We start from the raw sequence: 25,282 nt of genomic DNA on the forward strand, positions 1-25,282 counted from the left end.
ATCATCAAGGCTCCATCAGACCCGAAAAAAATAAAATATGCACTGATGAAAAAAGTATTCCTGATAATATGCTGTGCTGCCGCTTTGTTCAGTTGCCGTAAACTGGACCAGCCGAACACGCGGGAGTTTACGGAAGAAGCCTACTGGCGGGATGCGCAGGATGCCCTGGACGCGCTCACCAGTTGCTATGAGAACATGTCGAGCGACTTTTATTACTTCGGTAACGAGGCGCTCAGCGATAACGCCTATGTGGCGGGTACCGGCTTCAGCAGCGTATCGCTGGTGGCCGGCGGCAGCTACGATCCCTCCAATGCCCGCGTGACCGCGGAATGGAGCTACCGCTACGGCGCTATCCGCAAGTGTAACATCGTGCTGGAAAACATCGATAAAGTACCGTCGATGGATGAAACGCTGAAGCGCCGCATCATTGCGGAAGCCCGCTTTATCCGCGCGTATTCCTATTTTGAGCTGACGGACTGGTTTGGCGATGTACCCTTCTTTACCACACAGATCTCGGTAGACGAATCCAAGACCATCAGCCGCACCGCGCAGAACACCGTACTCGATTTCGTGCTGCAGGAGCTGTCCGAGATCCGCGGCGATCTGCCCACCAATGTGCAGTATGCGGAAAAGGACAGAGGCCGCATCACCCGCGGCGCAGCGATCGCGCTCAGCGCAAAGGTGCAGTTAAAAAGAGGGGTATGGGAGGAAGTGAAAAACGAATGCGAGCTGCTGATCAACTCCACGGAGAACGGTACTTACAGCCTGCTGGGCACGTATGCGAACCTGTTCAAGGTAGCCAACGAGTTTAACAGCGAAGTGATCCTCGACCTGCAATATGGCGGCGGCAGAACGTTCAGCACACAACGCAGCTTCCTGCCGCAGACGGTAGCCTTGCTGCGGAGCGTGCTGGTGCCTACGCAGGACCTGGTGGACGACTACATCATGCTGAACGGCAAAGCCATCCGCGAAGCCGGTTCCGGTTATAATGAAAACGATCCGTACACGAACAGGGACCCCCGCTTCGAGGCCACCATCCTGCATCACGGCTCCACCATCACGGATTTCGAAGGCCAGGTGCAGACCATCCTCACGCAGCCCGGCTCCGTGCCCGCCACCAACAGCGTGGATGACCAGGGCGCATCGCCGACCGGATATTATTTCCAGAAACATTACGATCCCACCGCGCCGAACTACAATTCTGGCCTGAACCTTCCCATCATCCGGTATGCCGACGTGCTGCTGATGTATGCGGAAGCCATGAACGAGCTGAACAACCTGGATGCCGATATCTGGAACAAGACCGTCAGAGCCACCCGCGTTCGTGCGAAGTTTACAGACGCCGGCGCCACGGAGTTCCCCACAGGCGCGTCACAACCACAACTGCGCGAGATCGTGCGCCGCGAAAGGAGAGCAGAGCTGGCGTTTGAAGGCGTCCGCGCATTCGACATCCGCCGCTGGAAGATCGCCGACGTAGTGCTGAACAAACCCGTGCGCGGCATCAAAGTGAGCTCCGGCGCTTTCAATAAAGATCCGAACGGCTACATCATCGTGGAAGCCCGGCGTTTCGAAGATCCGAAACATTACCTGTGGCCGGTGCCCACTTTCGAACGCGACCAGAATCAAAACCTCGGCCAAAACCCGGATTGGCAATAATCCATCAATATTAAACACACTGTTATGAAACCGAGCATAATAAATTTTATCACCCAGGGCCATGTTACTGTGAGGTTCCATCTGGCCCGTAAAAAATCAAATATTAACAGATGAAAAGATATATAGCTCCTTTTATCATGCTCGCCGCTGTGATGGCCGGCTGTAAAAAAGATGATTATAAGCTGAACACCAACATCATGCCGGTAGAGAAGCTCACGGCGCCGGTAAACGACAAGTTCACCAAGCTGCAACCCGCCACCAGCGCCACGGTGAGCTTCGAATGGGAGCAGGCGAGGGCGGAAGACGGCTCCCTGGTGCTGTACGAAGTGGTGTTCGACACGGAGAACGGCGACTTCTCGGAGCCTATCGCCAAAGTAGCGTCTGACGGCGGCGGCATCCAGAACAAGCTGACCTATTCCCACAAAGACCTGAACACCCTCGCGGCGAAAGCCGGCATTCCCGCACTGGGCACCGGCAAGCTGAAATGGGCCGTCTATGCGTCCAAAGGCTTCAACATCCAGCCTTCAAAAGAAGTACGCACGATTGAAGTGGAAAGGCCGAACGGCTTCGCAGAAATACCGGTAGACGTATTCCTGACCGGCGACGCCACCGAAGCCGGCGCTGACCTCGCGAACGCGCAGAAAATGAAAGCCCTCACAGCCGGCGTTTTTGAAATTTATACTTCGCTGAAAGACGGCAAATACAAATTTGTTGACAGGAACACCGGTACCCCCGCTACCTTTTACGCGGATGGCGCGCTGCTGAAAGAAGATGGCGAAAGCACCCACAGCGGCGGCACCAAAGTATACCGCCTGCGCCTCGATTTCAACAATGCCACCATGACCGCTACGGAGATCACCGGCATCGGCCTGTGGTTTGCGCCCGACAACAAGATCATGTACGATCTCACTTACGAAGGCAACAGCACCTGGTCATTTACCGATAAGGTGATCACCTTCAAACAGGAATCCTGGGGCCGCGATGAACGCTACAAATTCCGCATGAACGTGAAAAACGCTGAAGGAGTGGATGGTGAAGAATGGGTAGGCAGCTCCAATGCGGACAACAGCCGCCCGACCAGCGCAACACCTTTGTCATTCTGGGAACTGAAGCCCATCACGAATAACGATCAGTGGAATTATTGCTACAAGTTCAAGACCGAAGTAGACACCCACGCCTGCGATGTGAAAGTTTACTTCTGGGCGGACAAGAACTACACACATGAAGTAATCGTAAAATAATTGCCGTATGAATGGACTATTCAAGAAAGTACTGATTGCGCTGCTGCCCGTGGTTTCGTTAAGCGCCTGTCTCAAGGAACCGGTGGACGATGGCCCCGGTCCCGGCGCAGGCAAGAAGGCGTATGTGTACAACTGGCCAGCGATCGCGGATTCCTCCTACGCTTCCCTTATCGCGAATTTCTACAACCAGCCCGGTAAATATTATAACGAGAACAGCGCCGGCAAAACCGATTTCCATTACTGGCGCAACGCGCATGTGCTGGATGTGCTCGTGGATGCCTATCTCCGGACGGACGACCCGCAGATCAGAACGCGGATGGACGAGCTGCTGGATGGCATGAAAGCGAAGAACGGCAATACCTATATCAATCATTTTTATGATGATATGGAATGGATGGCGCTGGCATGCCTGCGCGCGTACGAAACCACTAGCGATGTAAAGTTCAAGACCGTGGCGGAACAGTTGTGGACGGATATTAAAGGAGGATGGGACGACACCTGGGGCGGTGGCATCTACTGGAACAAGAACCGCCAGAACAAGAATACCCCTGCCAATGCGCCCGCAGCCATCATCGCCGCGCGCATGTACCAGCTGAACCAGGACCCCGCGGACCTCGACTGGGCCAGGAAGATCTACCAGTGGCAGAAAACCTATCTTGTAGATCCATCCACCGGGCTTGTTTGGGACGGCCTCGATGGTTCTGGCACGAACAGAGACTGGAAGTTTACCTACAACCAGGGCGTTTACATCGGCGCGGGCATTGAGCTGTACAAGATCACCGGCGAAAGCGTATACCTGAACGACGCCTTGAAAACCGCCAATAACTCGCTCACCGGCGACATGACGCAGGGCAATATCATGAAAGACGAAGGCGGCGGAGACGGCGGCCTCTTCAAAGGCATCCTGGTGCGTTACATGATGCTGCTGATCACAGACGGCAGCCTGAGCAGCACAGACCAGTCCAAATTCGTCAACTTCCTCAAGCTGAACGCCGAAACATTATGGCTGCAAGGCACTTCCCGCCCGCAGATACTTTTCGGCACCAAATGGACAGTACCCCTGACCACTACCGATCTTTCCACCCAGCTGAGCGGCGCCATGCTGATAGAAGCCGCGGCAAGGCTCAAGGCGCTGGAACTGATCGATTGACCTATAGCATGTCTTTATTGAAAAAAGCGGGTGTATCAAAGTATTGGTACACCCGCTTCATTTTGAATCCGAACCCTTAAAAATAATTAAAACCCGGTAGCACTACCGGGTTTTGAATTTATATCAACTTGATAATCAATTAAATATAGATGGATGACAAAAAATTTCTCCTTTTCTTTTCCATATTAGAAAAAATCAGATAAAAAAGCAGAATTTATGGATATATTTTAAGAATTTTGCCATTACCTTTTAAATTATGAAAAAATGAGCAAAATACCCACTACATTATTTGACAAAGTATGGGATTCACACGTGGTCAGGAAAATTGAAGACGGACCTGATGTGTTTTTTATCGACCGGCATTTTATTCACGAAGTGACGAGCCCGGTGGCTTTCCTTGGATTAGAGAACCGCGGCCTCAAAGTGATGTTTCCCGAAAAAACATTCGCTACGGCCGACCATAATACGCCCACCATCAACCAGCACTTACCCGTGCAGGACCCGCTTTCCGCCAATCAGCTGAAAGCGCTGGAAACCAACTCCGCCAAATACGGCATTTCCCACTGGGGTCTGGGCAATCCCAAGAATGGTATTGTGCATGTGGTTGGACCGGAAAACGGTATTACCCTCCCCGGCATGACCATCGTGTGCGGTGATTCGCATACCTCCACCCACGGCGCTTTTGGCGCTATCGCATTTGGCATCGGCACCTCCGAAGTGGAAATGGTGCTGTCTTCCCAATGTATCATGCAGCCCAAGCCGAAAAAAATGCGCATCAATGTGAATGGCAAACTGGGTAAAGGGGTTATGCCGAAAGACGTGGTGCTGTACATCATCTCCCAGTTGACCGCCGCGGGCGCTACCGGCTACTTTGTGGAATTTGCCGGTGAGGTATTCCGGAACATGAGCATGGAAGGCCGTATGACGGTTTGTAATATGAGTATCGAGATGGGCGCGCGGGGCGGCATGATCGCACCGGATGAAACGACCTTTGACTATATCAAAGGCCGGGATAAAGCGCCGAAAGGCGAAGCATGGGATAAAGCCCTCGCTTACTGGAAAACGCTGAAAACCGACGAAGGCGCTCAATTCGACATCGAGTATAACTACAACGCGGCCGACATCGAACCGATGATCACCTACGGCACCAACCCCGGCATGGGCATGGGCATTACAAAGCATATCCCTGTTGCGGCCGAAACAGGCGGCAGCAAGGCCAGCTACGAAAAATCCCTGCAATACATGGGCTTCCACGAAGAAGAGGAAATGCTCGGGAAAAAAGTGGATTATGTATTCATCGGCAGCTGCACCAACGGCCGTATTGAAGACTTCCGCGCCTTCGCGTCCATCGTGAAAGGCCGTAAGAAAGCAGATCATGTAACCGCCTGGATCGTACCCGGCTCGCACATCGTGGAGCAGCAGATCAAAGAAGAAGGCATCCTGGATATTCTTACGGAAGCCGGGTTCCAGCTCCGTCAACCCGGATGCTCCGCCTGCCTCGCCATGAATGATGACAAGATACCCGCTGGCAAATATGCCGTGAGCACCAGCAACCGCAACTTCGAAGGCCGGCAGGGCCCCGGTTCCCGCACCATGCTGGCCAGCCCGCTCGTGGCCGCCGCCGCCGCCGTGACAGGTGTGGTGACAGATCCGAGGGTGTTGCTGGCAGACTAGGCCGCTGCAAGCCGGATGCCGCCGTAAAAGGCCACCCCCCGGCTTTGTGATCAGAAACAGAAAAACGTTTAAACAATTCGATTTAAAAAAATGGCTTACGATAAATTCACCATCTTAAAAAGCTCCGCGGTTCCTATGCCGATCGAGAACGTGGACACCGACCAGATCATCCCCGCCCGCTTCCTGAAAGCAACCGAAAGAAAAGGGTTTGGCGATAACCTGTTCCGCGACTGGCGGTATAATGCAGACGATACGCCGAAACAGGACTTCGTACTGAACAATCCCATCTACTCCGGCAAGATCCTGGTAGGCGGCAAGAACTTCGGCAGCGGCAGCAGCCGCGAGCACGCAGCCTGGGCGATCTACGACTACGGCTTCCGTTGCGTGGTGTCCAGCTTCTTCGCGGACATTTTCAAAAATAACTCCCTGAACATCGGCATCCTCCCCGTAACGGTCAGCGCCGGTTTCCTGGACAAAATATTCACCGCCATCGAAGCTGATCCCAACACCGAACTGGAAGTAAACCTCCCGGAACAAAAGATCACCATCCTCGCCACCGGCGAAAGTGAATCATTCGACATCAACAGCTACAAAAAGCATAACCTGACGAACGGCTTCGACGATATCGACTACCTGCAGGCCATGAAAAGCGATATCCAGTCATTCGCAGCAAAGAGTTTATACTAAATTACGATCATGCCAGTTGTCCCGCGTTATGTGGAGATCATGGATACCACGCTCCGCGATGGTGAGCAGACCAGCGGCGTTTCTTTTTCTCCCTCTGAAAAATTGACCATTGCACAGCTTTTACTCACGGAAGTGAAGGTAGACCGCATCGAGATCGCCTCCGCCCGTGTGTCGGAAGGCGAGTTCGCCGCCGTGAAAGCCATTACCAAATGGGCAAAGGCCAATGGCCATCTGAACAGGGTGGAGGTGCTGACGTTCGTGGACGGCGACGTGTCCGTACAATGGATGCAGAAAGCAGGCGCCAAAGTGATGAACCTGCTCACCAAAGGTTCCCTCAACCACCTGACCCACCAGCTCCGCAAAAAGCCCGAGCAGCACTTCGCGGAAGTAGCCGCCGTGATCGCCCTCGCAAAGAAAAAAGGGCTCGAATGCAACGTATACCTGGAAGACTGGAGCAACGGCATGCGCCATTCCCGCGATTACGTTTTCCAGTACCTCGATTTCCTGCAGCAGCTGCCCGTAAAAAGGATCATGCTGCCGGATACCCTCGGCGTGCTCGTGCCCTCCGAAGTATACGAATACATCTCCGCCATCGTGCAGCGCTACCCGAAGCTGCACTTCGATTTTCACGCGCATAACGATTACGACCTGGGCACCGCCAACGTGCTGGAAGGGATCAAGGCCGGCGCGCACGGCATTCACCTCACCATCAACGGGATGGGCGAAAGGGCCGGCAACGCCCCGCTCGCCAGCGCCATCGCCGTGCTGAACGATTTCCTGCCGGAAGTGAAGACCGCCGTGGCGGAAAAGTCGCTGTACAGCGTGAGCAAGCTGGTGGAAACATTCTCCGGCTTCCGCATTCCCGCCAACAAACCAGTAGTGGGAGAGAACGTGTTCACCCAAACCGCCGGTATTCATGCGGACGGTGATAAAAAGAACAAGCTCTATTTCAGCGACCTGATGCCCGAGCGCTTCGGCCGCCAGCGGAAATACGCCCTCGGGAAAACGAGCGGCAAAGCCAATATCGAGAACAACCTCCAGCAGCTCGGCATCCAGCTTTCCGAGCCGGACCTGAAAAAGGTCACCCAGCGGATCATTGAGCTGGGCGACCGCAAGGAAGTGGTAACGCCCGCCGATCTACCCTACATCATCTCCGATATTCTGGACAGCAACACCATCGACGAAAAAGTGCGGATCGAAAATTACGTGCTGACGCATTCCAAAAACCTGCAGCCCTCCGTAACACTGAAGATCTCCATCAACGGCGAATCTTTCGAAGAGCATGCGCAGGGCGACGGCCAGTACGATGCATTCATGAACGCACTGAAAAAAGTCTACAAAAAGAGAAAGCAGGAGCTGCCTTCCCTGGTGGATTACGCCGTGCGCATCCCGCCCGGCGGTAAAAGCGACGCGCTCTGTGAAACCGTCATCACCTGGAGCTATAACGGCCGCGAGTTCAAAACAAGGGGGCTGGACAGCGATCAGACCGTATCGGCGATCAAGGCTACACAAAAAATGTTGAATCTAATCTAACATACTTTATGGCAAGCAAGCATATTTTAATTGTTCCGGGAGATGGAATAGGACAGGAAGTTACAGCAGTCGGCAAGCAGGTACTGAACAAGATCGCCGCAAAATTCGGCCATACTTTTACGTACGATGAAGCACTGATCGGGCACGTTGCAATTGAAGCCACCGGCAACCCGCTGCCGGACGAGTCCCTCAAAAAGATGCGCAAATCAGATGCCGTGCTTTTCGGCGCGGTAGGCCATCCGAAGTACGACAACGATCCCTCCGCGAAAGTACGCCCGGAGCAGGGTTTGCTGAAAATGCGCAAGGAGCTGGGACTGTACGCCAATCTCCGCCCCATCAAATTATTCGATGAACTGCTGGACGCTTCCAGCATCCGTCCCGAAATACTGAAAGGCGCGGACATCCTTTTCTTCCGTGAGCTGACCGGCGATATTTATTTCGGTGAGAAAGGAAGGAAAAACGACGGCGATACCGCTTATGATATTGCGGAATACAGCCGCTATGAAGTAGAGCGCATTGCCCGCAAAGCGTTTGACGCCGCCCGTACCCGCAGAAAAAAGCTCTGCTCGGTAGACAAGGCGAACGTGATCGAAACTTCCCGGCTCTGGCGCGAAGTGGTGCAGAAAGTAGCGCTGGATTATCCGGATGTGGAAGTGGAACACCAGTTCGTAGACGCCACCGCCATGCTGCTGATCAAAGATCCGCGCCGTTTCGACGTGGTGGTGACCGCCAATCTCTTCGGCGACATCCTCACCGATGAAGCATCACAGATCGCAGGCTCCATGGGCATGCTGGCATCCGCGTCCATCGGCGACGGCACCGGCGTATACGAGCCCATCCATGGCTCCGCGCATGACATCACCGGCAAAGGCGTTGCCAACCCGCTTGCATCCATCCTTTCCGCGGCATTGTTGCTGGATATTTCCTTTGGATTGAAAGCCGAATCCGACGCTGTGATCAGCGCGGTAGACCAGGTGCTGAAAGCAGGCTTCCGGACCAGGGACATCGCCAACAGCCAGACGCCGGCGGACAAGATACTGGGCACTGCCGCCATCGGCGAAGAAGTGCTGAAGCGCATCTGATCCAGGTGAAAAGTTGCCTGTACGGTTTTTTTCTTTAATTTGAAGGAGAAGCGCATCGCATGAACAGGAGAACTGTTTACAAGTTCAGGCAACTTTTCATCATTACAGCCGCCTGGCTGGTAATAGGTTTTCTCATTGCCGTGTACGAGCACTTCGTGCTGTTTACCAATAATTCGGCCGGGCCAGCTCCCGGCTATTCTTTTTTAACATCGGTGCTCATGAACATGGGCGCCGGTTTCATCGGTGCCATGGTGGGCGGCAGTGCGCTTGTTTTTTACGTGAACGTGCGGTACCGGGACAAATCATACGGCCATACCGTGATCTTTGTCACCCTGTTTTTCCTGTTCGTAGTGCTGCTGGTGAATATCGTGATGCGGATCTTCATCGAAAAACCGGATTCTTACCGCGTGCTGAAGAACGGCCTCGTCTGGGGCATTGTGGTAGCCGTTACCCAGCTGTTCCTGCAGATCAACAGCAAATTCGGACAGGGCGTTTTCTGGAACTTCCTCCGCGGCAAATACAATACGCCGAAAGAAGAAAGCCGGATATTCATGTTCCTCGATCTGAACTCTTCCACCACCATCGCCGAACGGCTGGGCGATAAAAAATATCACGCTTTCCTGAAAGACCTTTTCTCCGATATCACCAATCCCATCCTCGATAACAAAGGCGAGATATATCAATACGTGGGTGATGAAGTGATCATTGCCTGGAAATATGAAAATGGTATCGACAACCTGAAATGCATCCAGTGCTTCTTCGATATCAAGGAACACCTGCAGCGGCTGAACGATAAATACCTCCGGCAATACGATCTCACGCCTGCCTTCAAAGCCGGCATCCACTGCGGAAAAGTAGTAGCGGGCGAAGTGGGCATCATCAAACGGGACATTACCTATTCCGGCGATGTGCTGAACACTACTTCCCGCATTCAGGGCATGTGCAGGGAATTCAATGCGGAGGTGATCGTTTCGGCGGACCTGGCCGCGGAATTGCAGCTCACGGGGCGTTACGCCGTGCAGGCGCTTGGCGCCATCCGTTTAAAGGGTAAAGAGAAAGAAATGCAACTTATTGCTTTGTCCAGGTAGCCAATTATTTGCGCAAATTGGAATGAAAGGGGAGATAGGCTTTGGTGGGATCGGTACCGGCAGGATGAACGATGATGCCCGTGCATTGCTGGTCCCGGTTGATCTCGAACGAAATGCCCGCCCGGGTAACGTACAGCGCAAAGGTGTCTTTTCCCTCTGAATATTCTCCCAGCCGCGCCACCGGCATTTGCAGCTCGATGTCATCGAGCGTAACGCCAACGCCTATATTTTTATCGGTCAGGTAGCCGGGTAAAGTGCTGCGTATCTGCAGGATGCGGGCCGTATCGTCCACACCCATGTTACGTTCCGTATAGATGGCCGTCAGGTCGTCCCCGTTGTTCCATATCACGGTGGCTTTTCCCATCGCCGCATCTCCGCCGGACGGTGTACCCATCAGTTTAATGACCGGCGCCGCATCCATGCCCAGTTTGATGTTGCCGATAGATTTGCCCGGCACGATCAGGCTGTCCGCACTCACCACCCTCGGCGCTCCTTTCGGAACGGAATCCGGCTTTTTATCATTCCTTTGTGAGGCGGACTGGCAGGCGAAGAGGAAAGTGGTCAAGCAAAATAGGATCAACTGTTTCATGCGCGATTTGCGGCAATAACCCTGCCAGTGCCCGCAATTGAACGACAGCTGTATTAAAAGCGGACAGTTGCGGTAATTATCCAACCGTAATTTCCTCATTTTCAGTCCGTAGGAATATGGCACCCTGTTTGATCCCACGCCCGCAACGCTTAAATCCGATGTACATATGCTGCAGAACTACATCAAGATAGCCTGGAGAAATATCCGCAAGAGCCGTTTTTATTCGGCATTGAACATCGCCGGCCTGGCAACCGGGATCGCTTTTGCCATGCTGATCATGGCGTATGTGTGGAGCGAGCTGCAGGTAAATGCATCGCTCAAAAATGCGGATAACCAGTACGTGCTGCAAAGCGACTGGAAAGACCCGAATATGGGACCGGCGATCACTTCCGTGGGCGCGCTGCCGCGGGTATTGAAGGAACAGTATCCCACACTGGTGAAAAATTACTATCGCTGGGATGGCATCACCTCCAATGTGTCGCTTGGTGACAAGAGTTTCCGGGAAGGGCTGCAGGTAGGGGATAGCACTTTCCTGGAAATGTACGGTTTTGCTGTATTGCACGGAAATCCCCGTACCGCGCTGCAGGACCCGTACTCGCTGGTGCTGACCGATGAAAAAGCATTGAAATATTTCGGGAGAACGGATGTCACCGGTCAGTCCCTCAACATAGAAAACTTTGCCGGCGACCGCCATGCCTTCATGATCACGGCCGTGATCAAAGTACCCGGCAGGAATTCCGTCACCAGCCTGGTAGATCATCGTGATAGCGACGGGTTCTTCCTTTCGCTGGAAGCCCTGCCGTTCTTCGGCCGGAACCTCGATAACTGGACCAACACCAGCATCCCCGGCTTCCTGGAACTGCAGGACGGCGTAGATGCGGCAGACCTTGAAAAACCGATGGCGGCGTTGCTGAAAACCAACACGGCGGCGCAGATATCGGATAACCTGCATCCATACGCCGTTTCGCTGAAAAATTATTACCGCGAGAAAGATAATGGTCTTGTTAACCGCATGCTCTATACCCTGTCCGCCATCGCGCTGTTCATCCTGCTGATGGCCGTCATCAACTTTGTGAACATGTCCGTCAGCCGCTCTTCTTCGCGTATGAAAGAGATCGGCGTGCGCAAGGTATTGGGCGGATTGAGAAAGCAGCTCATCTGGCAGTTTCTCACCGAATCCGCGATCCTTGTAACGTTGTCGGCTATACTGGGTTTTGTGGTCTTCCTGTTCGTAAAACCCGTCTTCAGCCAGATACTGGGAAAACCGATTCCCTCGCCCGCGGAATTTCCGCTCTGGTTCATCGCCTTCCCGTTGGCGCTGATCGTGGTAACCGGGCTGGCGGCCGGCCTTTATCCCGCCTTCGTACTGTCTTCGCTCAGATCTGTGGATTCCCTGAAAGGAAAGGCCAGCGGCGCGAAAGAGAACGTATGGCTGCGCAAATCGCTGGTGGCTTTCCAATTTTTCACCGCAGCGGTAGTGCTCACCGGCGCATTCATCATCTCAAAACAGGTACAGCTGTTTTTCAGCAACCAGCTTGGATATAACAAGGATTACATCGTTTCCGCGCAGCTGCCGCGGGACTGGACGCCCGAGGGCACGAAGCGCATGGAAACGCTGCGGGACCGGTTTGCCGCGATGCCGGAACTGAAAAATGTATCGCTTTCATACGAGATACCGAACGGCAACAACGGCGGAAGCCTCCAGGTCTACCGCGCCTCCGCTGATTCCACCACAGCCACGCCCTCGCTGATGCTCGCTACTGATGAGTACTATGCGGATACCTACGGTATTGCAATGGCCGCCGGCATGTTCTTTCATGATCCGGGCATGCTCACCGGTCCCGGGAAAGTGGTGATCAACGAAACGCTCGCACGCACCCTTGGCTGGAAAGTTCCGGCGGACGCGGTAGGGCAGCGGGTACGGATGCATAACAGCGCTTCAGATATGGTGGTGGCGGGCGTGACGAAGGATTTTCATTTCAGTTCGATGCAGGAGGCCGTGCAGCCGATGATCTTCCTGCACGTCAGTGCCGCCAATGTTTTCCGTTATTTTTCTTTCAAGCTGAAAGGCAACGGCATGGCCGCTTTGGAGCGGAAATGGGCGGAAATAATGCCCGGCGCTCCTTTCGAATATACTTTTATGGACGACACGCTGGCGCGGATCTATCAAACGGAAATACAGCTGAAGCAGGCCGCGTATACCGCCACCATCCTGGCATTGGTCATTGTGCTGCTGGGCGTAACCGGCATGATCTCCCTCAGCATCCGCAAACGCACAAAGGAGATCGGCGTGCGGAAAGTGCTGGGCGCTTCAGTGAGCGGCATCGTGGGGCTTTTTGTGAAGGAATTCATGGTGGTGATCGCTGTGGCCGGGCTGATCGCCGCGCCGGTGGCTTATGTTGTAATGCAGCGCTGGCTGGCCGATTACGCTTATCGTATTCACATCACCGCTGCGCCATTTGTGATCACGATCGTGCTGCTGGCGGTTATTACCACTGTGCTGATCGTACTGCAAACCGTAAAAGCGGCGCTGGCTAATCCCGTCAACAGTCTGCGAACTGAATAAACGGCTATTTATTTTGTTTTGCCGGTAACTTTTTTCTGTTATCTTTAAAGCATATGGGGAAATTTATTACCGGAATCCAACAGGTGGGAATTGGTGTAAAGGATGCCTGTGAAGCGAAACATCTCTACAAAGTATTGTTCGGGATGGACGTGCTGATTTTTGAGGATAAGGCGGCAGCCGCACTGATGACCCGTTACACTGGCACTGAAGTGCACCACAGACACGCAATTCTGTCACTCAACATGGCCGGCGGCGGCGGATTTGAGATATGGCAGTTCACCTCCCGTGAACCGGTGAAGCCGGCGATGCTTCCCCGGCTGGGCGACCTTGGCATTTTTGCCGTGAAGATCAAATCCAGAGATGTGCAGGCCGCGCACAGCTATTTCAGCGGGCTTGACAACGTGAAGCTCTCCGCGATCTACACTTCGCCGGACGACCGTCCGCATTTCTGGCTGACCGATCCTTACGGCAATCACTTCAACATCGTGGAAGGCGACGAATGGTTCAAAACAGACCGCGGCATCTGCGGTGGCGTGGTGGGCGCGGTGATCGGCGTGAGTGACATGGACAAAGCGCAGCATTTCTACAAATCCGTGCTCGGCATCGATGAAGTAGTGTACAGCGGCGAAGCGCCCATGCATGATGTGCCGCCGGAAGAACCCGCAGGCGCGCACTGCAAACGCATCCTGCTGAAAAAACAGGTAGCCAACAAAGGCGCTTTCAGTAAACTGCTCGGCGCCGTGCAGATAGAGCTGATCCAGAACACGGAACTGACGCCGCAGAAGATATACGACAACCGCTACTGGGGCGATTGCGGCTTTATCCATATCTGCTTTGATGCGCTGGATATGGACAGCCTCAAATCCAATTCCACCAAATCAGGCTACTGCTTTACGGTAGACAGCGCCAATTCCTTCGATATGGGAGAGGCCGCAGGCCGTTTCTGCTATGTGGAAGATCCGGACGGAACGCTGATAGAGCTGGTGGAAACCCATAAAGTACCCGTGCTGAAGAAATTCGGCTGGTACCTCAACCTGAAGAAAAGAAAGGAAAAAGGCCATAAACGGTTGCCCGACTGGGTTATCGGGATGATGGCGCTGAATAAAATACGTTAGCGAAGGCGCGGCCGTTGACCAAACGGTTCACACAATCCAGCCAGTTCAGCGTAATCCAGGCCAGGAATGGCATAAAAAGCAGGAAATACCAGTATTCCAGCCATATCATTCCCATTACATTTAACAGGATCCAGTAAAAAGGATAGGTGAGCAACAGCAAGCCATACAACACGGAATCGTAAAAAACGGTTCCGTTTGTTTTTTGTACCACGAACCTTTTTACCAGCAGGTAATACGGGATGTGCAGTATCCAGCCCACAAGCGCAGGCAACAGCAGCAGCACGGCGCCCGCCATGTCCGCAATGCCTCCGGCCATGAGCCCCGGTGGCCGCAGTTTCTCCGCTTCCTCCGGCGTTACCCTCGCCTGTGCTTCTTTCAGCGAAGCGATCAGCTGGTCGTCGCCGGTTTGCATACGGGTGTGGTTGCTGATAAGCGCCTGCACCAGCTCATCATGACCATCGGAAGTCAATACGCCCTTTTCCAGTTGTGCGGTCAGCAGGGCATTGAAATGAAGTATTTTTTCACTCATGGAAAGCGTGGCCGGCATATCCTGGTCAGTGATCTTTTTCCCGAAATGCACGATGATCCTTTTTCCGAAGCGGGAAAAGGAATCGTAGTTGATCCCGACGGGCAGCACCGCACATTTTTCCGCGAGGTGCGGCATTTTCCAGGCTTCCAGCGCGATCCTCGCCGTGCCTTTCTTCAGCGGGCGTAACGCCCACCGGTTCTCACACAATCCTTCGGCAAAAATCAGCAGGATACCGCCCTGCAGCAGCACTTCCTGGCAACGTTCAAATGTGCTGTCGTTCAGCGCCAGGTATTCCTTTCCTTCGCTCAGCCGGTAAATAGGTATCATGCGGAGCGCCGTGAGTATTTTGCGGACCACCGGTTTCCGGAACGCATCGCCGCGCGCCAGGAAATGCACGGGCTGCTCAAACAGGCTGCCGAGCAGGATCGCGTCGAAGAAGGAATTGGGATGGTTGCAGGCCAGTATCAATGGCCCTTTATGCTGCAAAAGCGATCTGTCGCTGAAGGTGACCTGCCTGCAGAATATCCGCAAGGCGAGCCTGGACAATATTTTTACGAACGGGTACAGCACGGATAGTTTCGGTTTTTACAGATTAAATATATCCTTTTTATTCATCTTTCAGCCCTGCATTTCGCGCAATCCGGTAATACAACGGAGGGCACCATTTATGCAGCCACCAAAGAATGCGCTCGCTCCGCGCGATCACGAGGTGACGCTTATGTGTTGCAATGGCCTTCAGTATGCGGCGGACGCAAACCTCAACAGGAATGCCATGTTGCTGCCCCGCGTCCATTTTGCTGTGCGGCTGGCCTGAAGCAGTAAGGGCGTTCAGGGAAATGGGCGTTTGAATGCGGCCGGGGCTCACGATCGTGGCATGAAAACCGGGAATGGTATGCTCTACCTGCAAGGTTTCGAAATATCCCTTGATGGCATGTTTGGCGGCGGCGTACGCGGTGCGTTTGGGAAATCCCATCAGTCCCGCCATGCTGCTGAGTACAGCCACATGCCCGGTTTTGCGGGCGCGGAAATGGGGGAGCAGTAATTTGGTGAGGGCTACCGGGGTGAAGAAATTGATCTCCATCAGCCGGCGGTCTACTTCCGGCGCGGTGTCTTCCGCGAAAGCGCGCTGGGTAACGCCCGCATTATTGATCAGTACATCGATGTGTCCGAAGGTATCAAGGGCCTGCTGCGCAAGCGGGGCAAGGTTTCCCGCATCGGTGAGGTCCGCCGGCAGCAAAGCGCAGTTGGGTGTGTGCTGCAGGCAGGCGCGTTGAATGTCCTGCAGGGCGTCCCGGTTCCTGGCGGTGAGGATGAGCGACGCCTTTTGTCTTGAAAGCTGCAATGCCAGTTCTTTGCCTATGCCGGACGACGCGCCGGTGATCCAGACTACTTTATCGGTATAAAAATCCATGCTTGCGGTATGTAAAACCTCAAGATAGGAAATTTCAGCTTCTCCAGGCGCCCAATATCAACCCGATCAGTGTAAAATACACCGTAATATATCCGCCGTTGATAAGGATATACCGCCAGGAACGCCGCTCGAACAAAGCCACCACGGCAAATATCAACCCCGCAAACCCGAAGCCCGTCAGGAAGCCGGCGGTAGCGCCCCATGCCATGTCCGTTTTGTCGTCCCCCAGGAAGAACGCCAGGTTATAACTCATGATAAGCGCGAACAGGAAGGTGAGCCCGTAGACTTTCAGCGGGTTGATGTTCTTCAGCTCTTCGTCGGAAAGCCCGTTCTCTGTTTTCCAGGCTTTGTAGAACAGGAGCGGGGAATACCAAAGCGCGCCCAGCGCCAGGTTGGCGATGGCGCAGACCAGCACCGCCCAGTGGTTGATGTAAAACTGATCCATAAGATTATTTTAAGTCAAAATAAATGAACATTCATCCTCTGGTATTGGAAAAAATTTACCTCAGGCAACGGGAATATAGTTCAGCTGACCGTTCTTCATGGCAAGGTATTGCGTTGGGGTAAAACCGGAGAAGTTTTTGAAATCGTTGATGAAATGCGCCTGGTCGTAATAACCGCTTTCCAGCGCTACCCGCGACCAGCTTACTTTCTGAAGCGCTTCAATTTCCCTGATCGCTTTCTGGAACCGGATCACTTTCAGGAAAGCCTTTGGCGTGAGGCCCACGTTTTCTCTGAACAGCTGAATGAAATGCTTGTGTGAATAGCCGACCTTGCGGGAAATCTCTTCAATGGTCAGCTGATCGGGCAGCTGCAGGATACGGGATACGGCAAAGTCGATACACCGGTTAGGCTCCAGCCTGCTGCCGAAGTGCCGCTTCAGGTATTTTTCCACGTATGCGAATTTCTGCGGAACGGCCGGCAGCGCCAGCAGCTGTTCCCGCAGGTGAAGGATCTCGTTCGTGAGTACCAGGTTCCCGTCCACCACGGTATCGGTCAGCTCGTGCAGGGGCATTTGCACGAATGGATAGGCTTTCCCTTTGTGGAAATTGATGATGAACATTTCGCTGTCCCGGCCGGAAGGGATGGTGATGCAATTATTGCGGATGCCGGAGAACCACACATACCGGCAGGCCTGTATTTCTTCTAACGTATCGTTGTCGTAAATGAACTGCGGCGCATCTGCCAGGTCGATGACGATGTTCACCTTTCCATCCGGCAGAAAGCGGTCTAACGAATGAGTCGGTTGGAAGCCTTTATAGTAAATAAAACTTTCTATGAAGTGACAAAGCGGGGAGGACGGTATGTGCAGATGGAAGATCACATAATGATCGTTGGTTGACCAGACGAATATAAGCAATCTCCGGGATTACTGCCTAATCAATTCCTATTCGCCGTCCAGGTAAAAATGAAAGCTGTCCCCCCGCAGCCCAATGCGCATAGCCTCCAGCGAAATGATCTCGCCGGGCGCGATGTTGCCCAGGTTGGCGTTGCAGCCGGTCAGCTCCAGGAAGTACAATTGCTGGCTTTTCAGCGGCGCTTCCCAGATGATCTTTTCGCCCGGTACCTGTGTAAGGATCTCCTGTACAAGCCCTTCGCGCACTTCACCGGAATCGCGGTACAGCCCTACGGTGCCGCTTTCCCTGGCTTCGGCCACGATGTATTCGGCGCCGGCGTCCAGCTCCGCTTTCATCAGTTCTATCCATTTGTAAGGCGGGGTGATGTGCTCGCGGTCCTTGTCTTTGGAGCCTACTTCGCTCAACACGGTGCCCAGCTTTGCCAGCTTTTCGATGTAGCCGCATTTTTCGGCGTGGGGGATGTCCAGCGATCCGTCGGATACTTCAATATGGGTGATGCCGTATTCCTTGATCGTGTTTACATAATCATCGAACTGGTTACGTATGAGAAAGGCTTCGAACAGCAGGCCGCCGAAGAAAACGGGAACGTTATGGGACTGGTATATCTTTATTTTCTCGCCGAGGTTGGGGGTTACATAAGCGGTGCCGAAGGCTAGTTTCACAAAATCCACATGCGGCGCCGAGGCGGACAGGAAGTTCTTCGTGTCCTGCAGGCTCAGCCCCTTGTCATTTACCATCGTAAGCCCGTGTTTCCGGGGCTTTTGCGTGCGTTCCGGTATCTTGTCCAGCGTAAAGTTCATGGTCCGTTCTGTTTATTTCCGGGGTAAAGGTATTAAAAAATAATATTTGTGGATTTCTGGTTTTATATCGTAATATTGCGATAAATAATTCCGATGGGCATTACCAAATCCGACCTCTTTTCCAAAAAGCAGAACGAGATAGCCGCCATGGCGAAGGCGATCGGTCATCCTGCGCGTATTGCGATCCTGCAATACCTGGCGAAGACCAACACCTGCATTTGCGGTGACCTGGTGGAGGAACTTGGCCTGGCCCAGGCGACCATATCGCAGCATCTGAAAGAGCTGAAAACGGCGGGACTGATACAGGGAAGCATCGAAGGCGCGAGCGTTTGCTATTGTATTCATCCCGGCAATTGGAAGAAGTTCCGGGAGCAGTTCGCGGGCTTTTTCTCGGATGTGAATATCCAGGGAGGCTGCTGCTAAAATTTTTTGCTTTCAATCATCGTAATATTGCAATAAATGGAAAATAAGAAAATGAACTGGGACACGTTCAAAACATCCCTCCGGGCAAACCCCGGACAGATCCTGCAATTTCAGTATGCCGCCGGTAAATGGGTGGCTGCATCCTATCACATCACCGAGATCAAACATGCGCCGGTTACGTCGGTGGATTGCGGCGGAGTGATGAATGCATGGACGGAAGTGATCGTGCAACTCTGGGAGCCGTCGGAAAAGCAATCTGACAGAGCGATGGAGGCCAGCAAGGCATTGAAGATCATCGACCTGGTGGAAAGCAAAATCGATCTGCATCCGAAAGCGGTTGTAAAGATCGAGTTCGGTAATCATTCCTTTGATACCCGGCAGATGTACCCGGATAATATTGTAGTAGATGGCGAAAACCTGATCGTTCATCTGCAGCCGGATGCCACGCAATGCAAAGCGAATGACCGGGGACAGACCTGCGGAACACCCAAACCCGATTCCCTCAAGATCCTTGCAACCGCAGACGCCTGCACGCCCGGCGGTGGATGCTGTTAAAACATCTTCTATGCAAAAAGTACTGGTGCTTTGTACCGGCAACAGCTGCCGCAGCCAGATCGCGGAAGGATACCTGCGCCATTTCGCGGGAAACCGCGCGGAGATATATAGCGCAGGGGTTGAAACGCATGGCGTGAATCCCCGCGCCATCGCCACCATGGCGGAAGATGGGATCGACATCTCCGGTCATACCTCCAACAACATCAGCGAATACACCGGCATTGACTTCGATTTTGTGATTACTGTCTGCGACCATGCAAAAGAAAGATGCCCGGTTTTTCCGTCAAAAGCGGTGAAGCTGCATGAGAATTTTCCTGATCCGGCGAAGGCGGCGGGCACGGAGGAAGAAATAATGCAGCAGTTTGCGGAGGTGCGGCAGATGATCAAATCTTATTGTAGGGATTTTGTGAAGGAGTATCTGAAAAGTTAGATGAGCATTTTTTCCGGAAATTGAATATTTTTGTATCCTTATGAGATTTACAGTAATCCTTTAAGCATTCCCGCTCTTTTCGTCGTACTGACACATTCCTCCGGCTCCCGGAGGCTGTATTTCTTTTATCTCAAACAATATAACAATGGAAAAACTGACTGATGCACAATTGCAGCAATTCGTGCAGGATGGCTATATAAAGCTCGAAAATGCATTTTCAACCGAACTCGCGGAAGAATGCCGCCGCATACTCTGGAAAGAAACCGGCTGCGATCCGGATGATCCGGCTACGTGGACCCAACCGGTGATCAGGCTCTGGCAGTATACGCAGGAGCCATTTGTGAAGGCGGCGAATACGCCGTTACTACACACGGCTTTCGATCAGCTGGCAGGCGTGGGGAAGTGGTTTCCCCTTGGCGCCCTCGGATCTTTTCCCATTCGTTTCCCTTCCCCGCAAGATCCCGGCGATACTGGCTGGCATGTGGATGCGAGTTTTCCAGGCGATGATCCTAATGATTTCTTCACTGCGCGGGTGAATATCCGGTCAAAAGGCCGGGCGTTGCTCATGTTGTTCCTCTTTTCCGATGTCGGGGAGCTGGATGCGCCTACCCGCATCAGGACGGGTTCTCACCTGGATGTAGCGAAGCTCCTGCTGCCGGAAGGAGAGGCAGGCCTTTCCTTTATGGAACTGGCGGGAAAGCTGGATGTCAGCGCACACCGGCCGGAAGCGCTGGCTACTGGGAAAGCGGGTACCGTGTACCTGTGTCATCCTTTCCTTGTGCATGCGGCGCAGCCGCACCGTGGCACGCATCCGCGTTTCCTGGCGCAGCCGCCGCTGGTGGCGCGCGGGGATTTTGACATGGATGGCCAGTCGCCGGTGGAAAGGGCGATCAGGCTCGGCGCGGGATTTTGATTCTTTTACCACATCTGCTATCTTTAGACATACATGAAAAAGTTCCTCTTCCTTATTATCATCGTTCTTGCCTGTGCTTCTTTTTCACAGCGGGAAACTACCTGGACCGCCATCGGCGATTCCATCACTTACCTGAACGATCATCCGGATGAAACCGGCCACCGCGTTACCAAAGGGTATCTTACGCGGGTGACGGAGCAGCTGCCGCATATCCGGTATACGAACCAGGGACATAATGGATGGACGGCCGTGCGGATCGCGAAGGAAATTGAGCAACTGGGACTGGAAAAGGCGGATATCTATTCTGTTTTTCTCGGTACGAACGATTGGTGGGCGGGCCTGCCGCTGGGCACGATGGACGATTATCTCGGCAACACCGGCAATGGTACGTTTTATGGCGCTTACCGCACGATCATCAACAAGCTGCGCAGCCTGAACGCGGAGGCGGATATTGTGCTCGTAACGCCCATGCAGCGTGTGGATTTTGTGTACCTGCAAAATATGAAGAACAACGCCTGGGGGTCCTACAGGGAGAAGAACGGTCAGTCGCTTGCGCAGTTTGCCGCGGCGGTAAAAGCCATCGGCCGGCACGAACACATCAAAGTGGCTGATCTGTATAACAGGAAAGAGATATCGTTGAAAAAGCTGGTGAAGTTCAAACGGCTGAAAGATACCGCCACCGGTGATTACAGGAACTACCCGTACCCGGATTTCATTGGCGTGCCATTCGATCCGTCAGCGGATGCATATCCTTATCCGCGGGAAGCGATCGATATGACGTATGACGGGCTGCATCCTTCGGACAAAGGCAATGAGGTAATAGCGAAGATGCTGGTGAAGATCATGAAGAAATGGAAATAAGAAAGAAGGCCGCTCCATTGTGAGCGGCCTTCCTTTGTAAACCTATTTCGCACCGAACAGCTCTACGAGCTTTTTCTCGAGCGGGCTTTCACCGCTGGAATCAAATCCTACTTCTTTCATCAGTATTTTTCCTTTCGGGTCGATGAGGAAGGTGGTGGGTACGCCGGTTACCGCAAAACCGCTCTGGGAGATGTTTTTGGTATCCAGTGTCTGCAGCCAGGGAAGGTCCTGTTCTTTCAGTCCCTTCAGCCAGGCGTCCTTGTCCTTATCGATAGAAATGCTGTAGATCTCGAATTGATCGCTCTTGTATTTCTTGTAAACTTCTTTCATGTGCGGGAAAGATTTCTTACAGGGACCGCACCAGCTGGCCCAGAAATCGATCAGCACATATTTGCCTTTCAGGCTGCTGAAACTAAGCGGGGTTTCTTCCGGTGTGTTGAGCGTAAAATCCTTTACCGTGCTGCCGATAGCGGAGTTCTTCACGCCCTTCAGGTAGTCCGCTACGTTTTTGGCTTCCTCGGTCTGCTTTCCTTTGGAAGACAACAGGGCATACAGCTTTTCCAGCTCCGGCGTTTTCAGCGTGGAACGGCTCGAGCTCAGCGCGATGCCTGATGCATAAGAATCCGGATGCGCTTTAATGAAACGTTCCAGCAGGGCGCCCATACTGCTTTGTATCATCAGCTCCCTGTCCTTTGCAACGTCGGCCGCTTTTGGATTGTCGGGGGCATACCATTTGTCGCCGTACTTTTTCGCCAGTTCGGCGTTCATATCCTTATACACGGCATTCTGCTGCTCGCGCAGTTCTCCGTAGTCTTTAGCGGATGACATACCGGAAACCTTCATGCTGCCCATTCCCTTCGTGATATCGCCGTCTGAAAGAATGACCGTTCCCGGCTGCTCTACCAGCACGGGGAAGGGGGCGTACATGCGCTTCACGGTTTTGTCGTATTCCGTATAGAACAGCGGCATGAAAGGCTTTTCAAACGGGAGTGTAAATTCAAATTTCCCGTCGGTCATCACAACGGAGTCCTGCTTTACGCCGGTCCCGTAGATGTACACCTTGTTGGCGCCTTTGGTGTCGCCGCTGAAGGTCCCTTTTATGACCACGTTCTGTGCCATTGCCTGCGCGACGAACAGCGTCAGCGCGGACAGTACAAGTTGTTTTTTTATCATCATTGCAGTGCTTTTGACAGTTCTTCTTCCAGTTCCTTGCCGCGGAGGTTGCTGGCGATGATCACGCCGTTGGGGTCGATCAGCCAGTTCTGCGGAACGGCGCGCACATTGTACAATTGCGCTACTACGTTCTTCCAGCCTTTGAGGTCGCTTACGTGCAGCCAGGGCAATCCGTCATCCGCAATGGCTTTCACCCAGGCGTCCTTCTTTTCGTCCAGCGACACGGCCAGTATTTCGAAGTTCTTGCTCTTGTATTTTTCGTACGCCAGCTTCACGTTCGGGTTCTCCGCGCGGCAGGGACCGCACCAGCTGGCCCAGAAATCGATCAGCACGTATTTCCCTTTCAGCGAGGCCAGAGAAACCGGGGTGCCTTCGGTGTTATCCTGCGTGAAGTTGGGGGCAACGGCGCCCACCGCGGTTTTGAACGCGGTTTCCAGCCTTTCTTCGAACTGTTTGCCTTCTTCGCTGTTGCGGAATTTCGGGTTCATTTGCATGTACTGCGCCTTCGTGGCTTTGGGATCGCTGATGATGCTTTTGCCAATCACCTGGTTCCAGCTTACCCAGCTGTCCGGATGCGCTTTGATGAAAGCCGTTTCAATGGGTGCGTTTTCCTTCTGGGTTTTCATCAGCTTGTCCATCACCGATTTATACTGTTCGCCTTCCCGGTCCGCAGCATATTTCTTCAGCTCGTCGCTGATGGCCTTCAGTTTGTCGGTCACGGGCTGCTTTGCTTTTTGCAGCGCCGCATAGTCCTTTTGCGCTGCAGAACCACTGATGGAGGCGTCTTTGATCGTCTTTCCCTTTATGGTGATGGCGCCTTCGTCCAGGTAAAATGACGTACCATCCTTGCCGATGATCTCGTTGCCATAACCCATGCCGAACCGCATACGGGGATTATCGCTGTCTTTTTGCACAATGATGATCGCCTGGTGCGGTTTGTTTATGTTGCCGGAAAAGCTGAATGCACCGCTTTTCAGCTCAACGGTGTCTGATTGCCTTTTTCCGTCGGCGCTGTACATCAGGATCACCTTTCCGGGTTCCCCGATATCATCGATCTTCCCGTTGAGCGAGAAGGCCATTTGTTTGCCGTCCTGCGCGTGCAGCATCAGGGTAGTGACGCTGCCTGCGATCAAAAGCATGATTCGTTTCATTTTTTAATGTTTAGGTGATTATTGATCTTTTGTGTTCATGCGTCCGGGGCAACGGGTCATCACAGCGCGCATCCGGGCCACCTGGTCCACCGTAATGGAGGAGAGCAGGGTAGGATAGCGTATGTCGTCCATCGCATTGTCCGCAATATATTTTTCGTTGTCGATGCCTACTTTGGTGGCAAAGGAGTAACTGTTCCGTTTATCCTGACCGTCGAATTTACGGGTATCGTAGCAGTAATCCGAATACAATCTTGAGGCGCTGTACAACGGTGTATACAATCCATAGAACGTGCCTATGTAGCGGAATGCTTCGATCTTGCGCTCATGGCCGGGGAAAAGCACGGTTCGCGGCAGTCCCGCGCAGGTGTTGGCGAAGTTCATCACGAAGTCGTCTTCACTGGCCGCGGTGCCTGCCACGCCGAGGATCGGGTCTTCACCGGGAATTGCCAGCTGCTTTGCGGGATAGGCGGTGCCGAGGGCATAGTTGGCGCCGATGGGAATAACATGTACGTTCAGGTATTCCTTCGGGTTCCAGATCAACGTGCCGGTGTTTGCGTTAACGTAGTTTACAAAGTCGTTTACGCCGAAGGATACGGCCAGCGGGTTGGTTTTCACATTATCGCTGTAGATGATGCGGTTCATGCCGGGTTGCGACAGTTCCAGGCCGGCGGGGTTGTTCACGGCCAGGCGGAACTCGATGTTCGCGGAAGCGCCGTTCGGGCTGTAGCCTACTTTATTGTTGACTACATCGTTCATATAACGGATGGCCTCTTCCAGCTGCGCCTGCTGCACAGGCTGGTAAGACGATACATCGTAAGTGGGATGTGTGTTGTTCAGTTCCCAGACATGAAAGATCACATCCACATACAATTTCGAGGGCAGCACGGGCTTGGGCCGCAGCGCCACGGGTTTTGTGTCTGACTTCACGCTGCCGATCTGCGCGTGGAATTTCACGGTATCGAAAGGAACGGTGGTGGTGGAATAGCTCATGCCCACTTCCGTGCCTGACCTTTCTTCCACGATCTTCAGCGAGCCTTCCGGCAGCAGGCGGTAATCCACAAATTCCAGGCTGTCCTTCCCGCTGGAAAGATGTACGGTGCGGTACGCCTCCACGATGAAGTTCAGCGTGGCCTGTCCATCCGCCACCATCATTTTATCGGTGGTGGACAAATAGATCGAATCGATATCGTCGATCGTGGGTTGATACATTTTATAATCGAAGCTGTCTTTCCTGCATCCTGCATGGATGAATATAACCAGCAAAGCGAGCCCTGTTATGATCTTGTTCATACAATTC

24 protein-coding genes are annotated in these 25,282 nt (G+C 53.3%); 15 read left to right on the forward strand and 9 right to left on the reverse strand.

Going from position 1 to position 25,282, the window contains the following annotated elements:
- Nucleotides 1-45: 45 nt before the first annotated feature.
- From CCY01nite_RS23695 to CCY01nite_RS23730, 8 genes are all read left to right on the forward strand, one after another.
- A complete protein-coding gene (locus CCY01nite_RS23695; RefSeq protein WP_146866968.1) occupies nucleotides 46-1,656 on the forward strand; it encodes a RagB/SusD family nutrient uptake outer membrane protein in 1,611 nt (536 codons plus the stop codon).
- A gap of 110 nt (nucleotides 1,657-1,766) precedes the next feature.
- On the forward strand, nucleotides 1,767-2,897 hold the full coding sequence (locus CCY01nite_RS23700; protein ID WP_146866970.1) for a SusE domain-containing protein: 1,131 nt from the start codon (nucleotides 1,767-1,769) through the stop codon (nucleotides 2,895-2,897).
- 7 nt (nucleotides 2,898-2,904) lie between these two features.
- Entirely contained in the window at nucleotides 2,905-4,047 is a 1,143-nt protein-coding gene (locus CCY01nite_RS23705) for a glycoside hydrolase family 76 protein (RefSeq protein ID WP_146866972.1), read from the forward strand.
- Between the two features lie 264 nt (nucleotides 4,048-4,311).
- Complete coding sequence (gene leuC / locus CCY01nite_RS23710; protein ID WP_146866974.1) at nucleotides 4,312-5,721, forward strand: 3-isopropylmalate dehydratase large subunit; 1,410 nt, start codon at nucleotides 4,312-4,314, stop codon at nucleotides 5,719-5,721.
- A 90-nt stretch (nucleotides 5,722-5,811) separates the two neighbouring features.
- On the forward strand, nucleotides 5,812-6,408 hold the full coding sequence (gene leuD / locus CCY01nite_RS23715) for a 3-isopropylmalate dehydratase small subunit (RefSeq protein ID WP_146866976.1): 597 nt from the start codon (nucleotides 5,812-5,814) through the stop codon (nucleotides 6,406-6,408).
- Nucleotides 6,409-6,417: 9 nt separating this feature from the next.
- Nucleotides 6,418-7,941: a hydroxymethylglutaryl-CoA lyase-like TIM-barrel protein gene (locus CCY01nite_RS23720; protein ID WP_146866978.1), complete on the forward strand. Its 1,524-nt coding sequence runs from the start codon at nucleotides 6,418-6,420 to the stop codon at nucleotides 7,939-7,941.
- An 8-nt stretch (nucleotides 7,942-7,949) separates the two neighbouring features.
- Complete coding sequence (gene leuB, locus CCY01nite_RS23725; RefSeq protein ID WP_146866980.1) at nucleotides 7,950-9,023, forward strand: 3-isopropylmalate dehydrogenase; 1,074 nt, start codon at nucleotides 7,950-7,952, stop codon at nucleotides 9,021-9,023.
- A 59-nt stretch (nucleotides 9,024-9,082) separates the two neighbouring features.
- Nucleotides 9,083-10,111 (forward strand): adenylate/guanylate cyclase domain-containing protein, encoded by a 1,029-nt coding sequence (locus CCY01nite_RS23730; RefSeq protein ID WP_146866982.1) that lies wholly within the window; start codon nucleotides 9,083-9,085, stop codon nucleotides 10,109-10,111.
- A gap of 4 nt (nucleotides 10,112-10,115) precedes the next feature.
- Here the strand turns inward: CCY01nite_RS23730 and CCY01nite_RS23735 are convergent, their stop codons facing one another.
- Nucleotides 10,116-10,691 (reverse strand): hypothetical protein, encoded by a 576-nt coding sequence (locus tag CCY01nite_RS23735; protein WP_186831227.1) that lies wholly within the window; start codon nucleotides 10,689-10,691, stop codon nucleotides 10,116-10,118.
- A gap of 175 nt (nucleotides 10,692-10,866) precedes the next feature.
- Here CCY01nite_RS23735 and CCY01nite_RS23740 point away from each other — a divergent pair, with 175 nt between their 5' ends.
- A complete protein-coding gene (locus CCY01nite_RS23740) occupies nucleotides 10,867-13,266 on the forward strand; it encodes an ABC transporter permease (RefSeq protein ID WP_146866986.1) in 2,400 nt (799 codons plus the stop codon).
- A gap of 53 nt (nucleotides 13,267-13,319) precedes the next feature.
- A complete protein-coding gene (locus tag CCY01nite_RS23745; RefSeq protein ID WP_146866988.1) occupies nucleotides 13,320-14,381 on the forward strand; it encodes a VOC family protein in 1,062 nt (353 codons plus the stop codon).
- On the opposite strand, the gene CCY01nite_RS23750 is transcribed toward CCY01nite_RS23745, so the two are convergent.
- The 5 genes from CCY01nite_RS23750 to CCY01nite_RS23770 are packed head-to-tail and all read right to left on the reverse strand — an operon-like array spanning nucleotide 14,347 to nucleotide 18,479.
- Nucleotides 14,347-15,480 (reverse strand): 1-acyl-sn-glycerol-3-phosphate acyltransferase, encoded by a 1,134-nt coding sequence (locus tag CCY01nite_RS23750; RefSeq protein ID WP_146866990.1) that lies wholly within the window; start codon nucleotides 15,478-15,480, stop codon nucleotides 14,347-14,349. The genes CCY01nite_RS23745 and CCY01nite_RS23750 overlap by 35 nt on opposite strands.
- A 37-nt stretch (nucleotides 15,481-15,517) precedes the next feature.
- Nucleotides 15,518-16,321, reverse strand: a complete 804-nt coding sequence (locus tag CCY01nite_RS23755) for an SDR family oxidoreductase (protein ID WP_146866992.1) — start codon at nucleotides 16,319-16,321, stop codon at nucleotides 15,518-15,520.
- Nucleotides 16,322-16,355: 34 nt separating this feature from the next.
- Complete coding sequence (locus CCY01nite_RS23760; protein WP_146866994.1) at nucleotides 16,356-16,766, reverse strand: DUF1761 domain-containing protein; 411 nt, start codon at nucleotides 16,764-16,766, stop codon at nucleotides 16,356-16,358.
- Nucleotides 16,767-16,826: 60 nt separating this feature from the next.
- A complete protein-coding gene (locus tag CCY01nite_RS23765; RefSeq protein WP_146866996.1) occupies nucleotides 16,827-17,681 on the reverse strand; it encodes a helix-turn-helix domain-containing protein in 855 nt (284 codons plus the stop codon).
- Between the two features lie 27 nt (nucleotides 17,682-17,708).
- Nucleotides 17,709-18,479 carry a phosphosulfolactate synthase gene (locus tag CCY01nite_RS23770; RefSeq protein ID WP_146866998.1) on the reverse strand — a complete coding sequence of 257 codons (771 nt, stop codon included), beginning with the start codon at nucleotides 18,477-18,479 and terminating at the stop codon, nucleotides 17,709-17,711.
- A 93-nt stretch (nucleotides 18,480-18,572) separates the two neighbouring features.
- On the opposite strand from CCY01nite_RS23770, the gene CCY01nite_RS23775 reads away from it, so the two are divergent.
- From CCY01nite_RS23775 to CCY01nite_RS23795, 5 genes are all read left to right on the forward strand, one after another.
- Complete coding sequence (locus CCY01nite_RS23775; protein WP_146867000.1) at nucleotides 18,573-18,902, forward strand: ArsR/SmtB family transcription factor; 330 nt, start codon at nucleotides 18,573-18,575, stop codon at nucleotides 18,900-18,902.
- Nucleotides 18,903-18,938: 36 nt separating this feature from the next.
- Nucleotides 18,939-19,457, forward strand: coding sequence for a DUF6428 family protein (locus tag CCY01nite_RS23780; protein WP_146867002.1), 519 nt, complete (start codon nucleotides 18,939-18,941; stop codon nucleotides 19,455-19,457).
- Between the two features lie 10 nt (nucleotides 19,458-19,467).
- Nucleotides 19,468-19,887 (forward strand): arsenate reductase ArsC, encoded by a 420-nt coding sequence (locus tag CCY01nite_RS23785; protein WP_146867004.1) that lies wholly within the window; start codon nucleotides 19,468-19,470, stop codon nucleotides 19,885-19,887.
- Nucleotides 19,888-20,032: 145 nt separating this feature from the next.
- A complete protein-coding gene (locus CCY01nite_RS23790; protein WP_146867006.1) occupies nucleotides 20,033-20,800 on the forward strand; it encodes a phytanoyl-CoA dioxygenase family protein in 768 nt (255 codons plus the stop codon).
- A gap of 33 nt (nucleotides 20,801-20,833) precedes the next feature.
- Nucleotides 20,834-21,661 carry an SGNH/GDSL hydrolase family protein gene (locus tag CCY01nite_RS23795; protein WP_146867008.1) on the forward strand — a complete coding sequence of 276 codons (828 nt, stop codon included), beginning with the start codon at nucleotides 20,834-20,836 and terminating at the stop codon, nucleotides 21,659-21,661.
- A gap of 42 nt (nucleotides 21,662-21,703) precedes the next feature.
- On the opposite strand, the gene CCY01nite_RS23800 is transcribed toward CCY01nite_RS23795, so the two are convergent.
- The 3 genes from CCY01nite_RS23800 to CCY01nite_RS23810 are packed head-to-tail and all read right to left on the reverse strand — an operon-like array spanning nucleotide 21,704 to nucleotide 25,275.
- Complete coding sequence (locus CCY01nite_RS23800; protein WP_146867010.1) at nucleotides 21,704-22,837, reverse strand: TlpA disulfide reductase family protein; 1,134 nt, start codon at nucleotides 22,835-22,837, stop codon at nucleotides 21,704-21,706.
- Complete coding sequence (locus CCY01nite_RS23805; protein ID WP_186831228.1) at nucleotides 22,834-23,973, reverse strand: TlpA disulfide reductase family protein; 1,140 nt, start codon at nucleotides 23,971-23,973, stop codon at nucleotides 22,834-22,836. Before CCY01nite_RS23805 ends, CCY01nite_RS23800 begins: the two co-directional genes overlap by 4 nt.
- Before the next feature lie 30 nt (nucleotides 23,974-24,003).
- Nucleotides 24,004-25,275 carry a hypothetical protein gene (locus tag CCY01nite_RS23810; protein ID WP_146867014.1) on the reverse strand — a complete coding sequence of 424 codons (1,272 nt, stop codon included), beginning with the start codon at nucleotides 25,273-25,275 and terminating at the stop codon, nucleotides 24,004-24,006.
- Nucleotides 25,276-25,282: the final 7 nt, after the last annotated feature.

Origin of the sequence: Chitinophaga cymbidii (assembly GCF_007992715.1) — a bacterium.
Classification (GTDB): domain Bacteria; phylum Bacteroidota; class Bacteroidia; order Chitinophagales; family Chitinophagaceae; genus Chitinophaga; species Chitinophaga cymbidii.

Excerpts from the sequence above, each read along its gene's own strand:
- CCY01nite_RS23695 (WP_146866968.1), top strand. The coding sequence starts at position 46 with ATGAAAAAAGTATTCCTGATAATATGCTGTGCTGCCGCTTTGTTCAGT.
- CCY01nite_RS23700 (WP_146866970.1), top strand. The coding sequence starts at position 1,767 with ATGAAAAGATATATAGCTCCTTTTATCATGCTCGCCGCTGTGATGGCC.
- CCY01nite_RS23705 (WP_146866972.1), top strand. The coding sequence starts at position 2,905 with ATGAATGGACTATTCAAGAAAGTACTGATTGCGCTGCTGCCCGTGGTT.
- leuC (WP_146866974.1), top strand. The coding sequence starts at position 4,312 with ATGAGCAAAATACCCACTACATTATTTGACAAAGTATGGGATTCACAC.
- leuD (WP_146866976.1), top strand. The coding sequence starts at position 5,812 with ATGGCTTACGATAAATTCACCATCTTAAAAAGCTCCGCGGTTCCTATG.
- CCY01nite_RS23720 (WP_146866978.1), top strand. The coding sequence starts at position 6,418 with ATGCCAGTTGTCCCGCGTTATGTGGAGATCATGGATACCACGCTCCGC.
- leuB (WP_146866980.1), top strand. The coding sequence starts at position 7,950 with ATGGCAAGCAAGCATATTTTAATTGTTCCGGGAGATGGAATAGGACAG.
- CCY01nite_RS23730 (WP_146866982.1), top strand. The coding sequence starts at position 9,083 with ATGAACAGGAGAACTGTTTACAAGTTCAGGCAACTTTTCATCATTACA.
- CCY01nite_RS23740 (WP_146866986.1), top strand. The coding sequence starts at position 10,867 with ATGCTGCAGAACTACATCAAGATAGCCTGGAGAAATATCCGCAAGAGC.
- CCY01nite_RS23745 (WP_146866988.1), top strand. The coding sequence starts at position 13,320 with ATGGGGAAATTTATTACCGGAATCCAACAGGTGGGAATTGGTGTAAAG.
- CCY01nite_RS23755 (WP_146866992.1), bottom strand. The coding sequence starts at position 16,321 with ATGGATTTTTATACCGATAAAGTAGTCTGGATCACCGGCGCGTCGTCC.
- CCY01nite_RS23760 (WP_146866994.1), bottom strand. The coding sequence starts at position 16,766 with ATGGATCAGTTTTACATCAACCACTGGGCGGTGCTGGTCTGCGCCATC.
- CCY01nite_RS23770 (WP_146866998.1), bottom strand. The coding sequence starts at position 18,479 with ATGAACTTTACGCTGGACAAGATACCGGAACGCACGCAAAAGCCCCGG.
- CCY01nite_RS23775 (WP_146867000.1), top strand. The coding sequence starts at position 18,573 with ATGGGCATTACCAAATCCGACCTCTTTTCCAAAAAGCAGAACGAGATA.
- CCY01nite_RS23780 (WP_146867002.1), top strand. The coding sequence starts at position 18,939 with ATGGAAAATAAGAAAATGAACTGGGACACGTTCAAAACATCCCTCCGG.
- CCY01nite_RS23785 (WP_146867004.1), top strand. The coding sequence starts at position 19,468 with ATGCAAAAAGTACTGGTGCTTTGTACCGGCAACAGCTGCCGCAGCCAG.
- CCY01nite_RS23790 (WP_146867006.1), top strand. The coding sequence starts at position 20,033 with ATGGAAAAACTGACTGATGCACAATTGCAGCAATTCGTGCAGGATGGC.
- CCY01nite_RS23795 (WP_146867008.1), top strand. The coding sequence starts at position 20,834 with ATGAAAAAGTTCCTCTTCCTTATTATCATCGTTCTTGCCTGTGCTTCT.
- CCY01nite_RS23800 (WP_146867010.1), bottom strand. The coding sequence starts at position 22,837 with ATGATGATAAAAAAACAACTTGTACTGTCCGCGCTGACGCTGTTCGTC.
- CCY01nite_RS23805 (WP_186831228.1), bottom strand. The coding sequence starts at position 23,973 with ATGCTTTTGATCGCAGGCAGCGTCACTACCCTGATGCTGCACGCGCAG.
- CCY01nite_RS23810 (WP_146867014.1), bottom strand. The coding sequence starts at position 25,275 with ATGAACAAGATCATAACAGGGCTCGCTTTGCTGGTTATATTCATCCAT.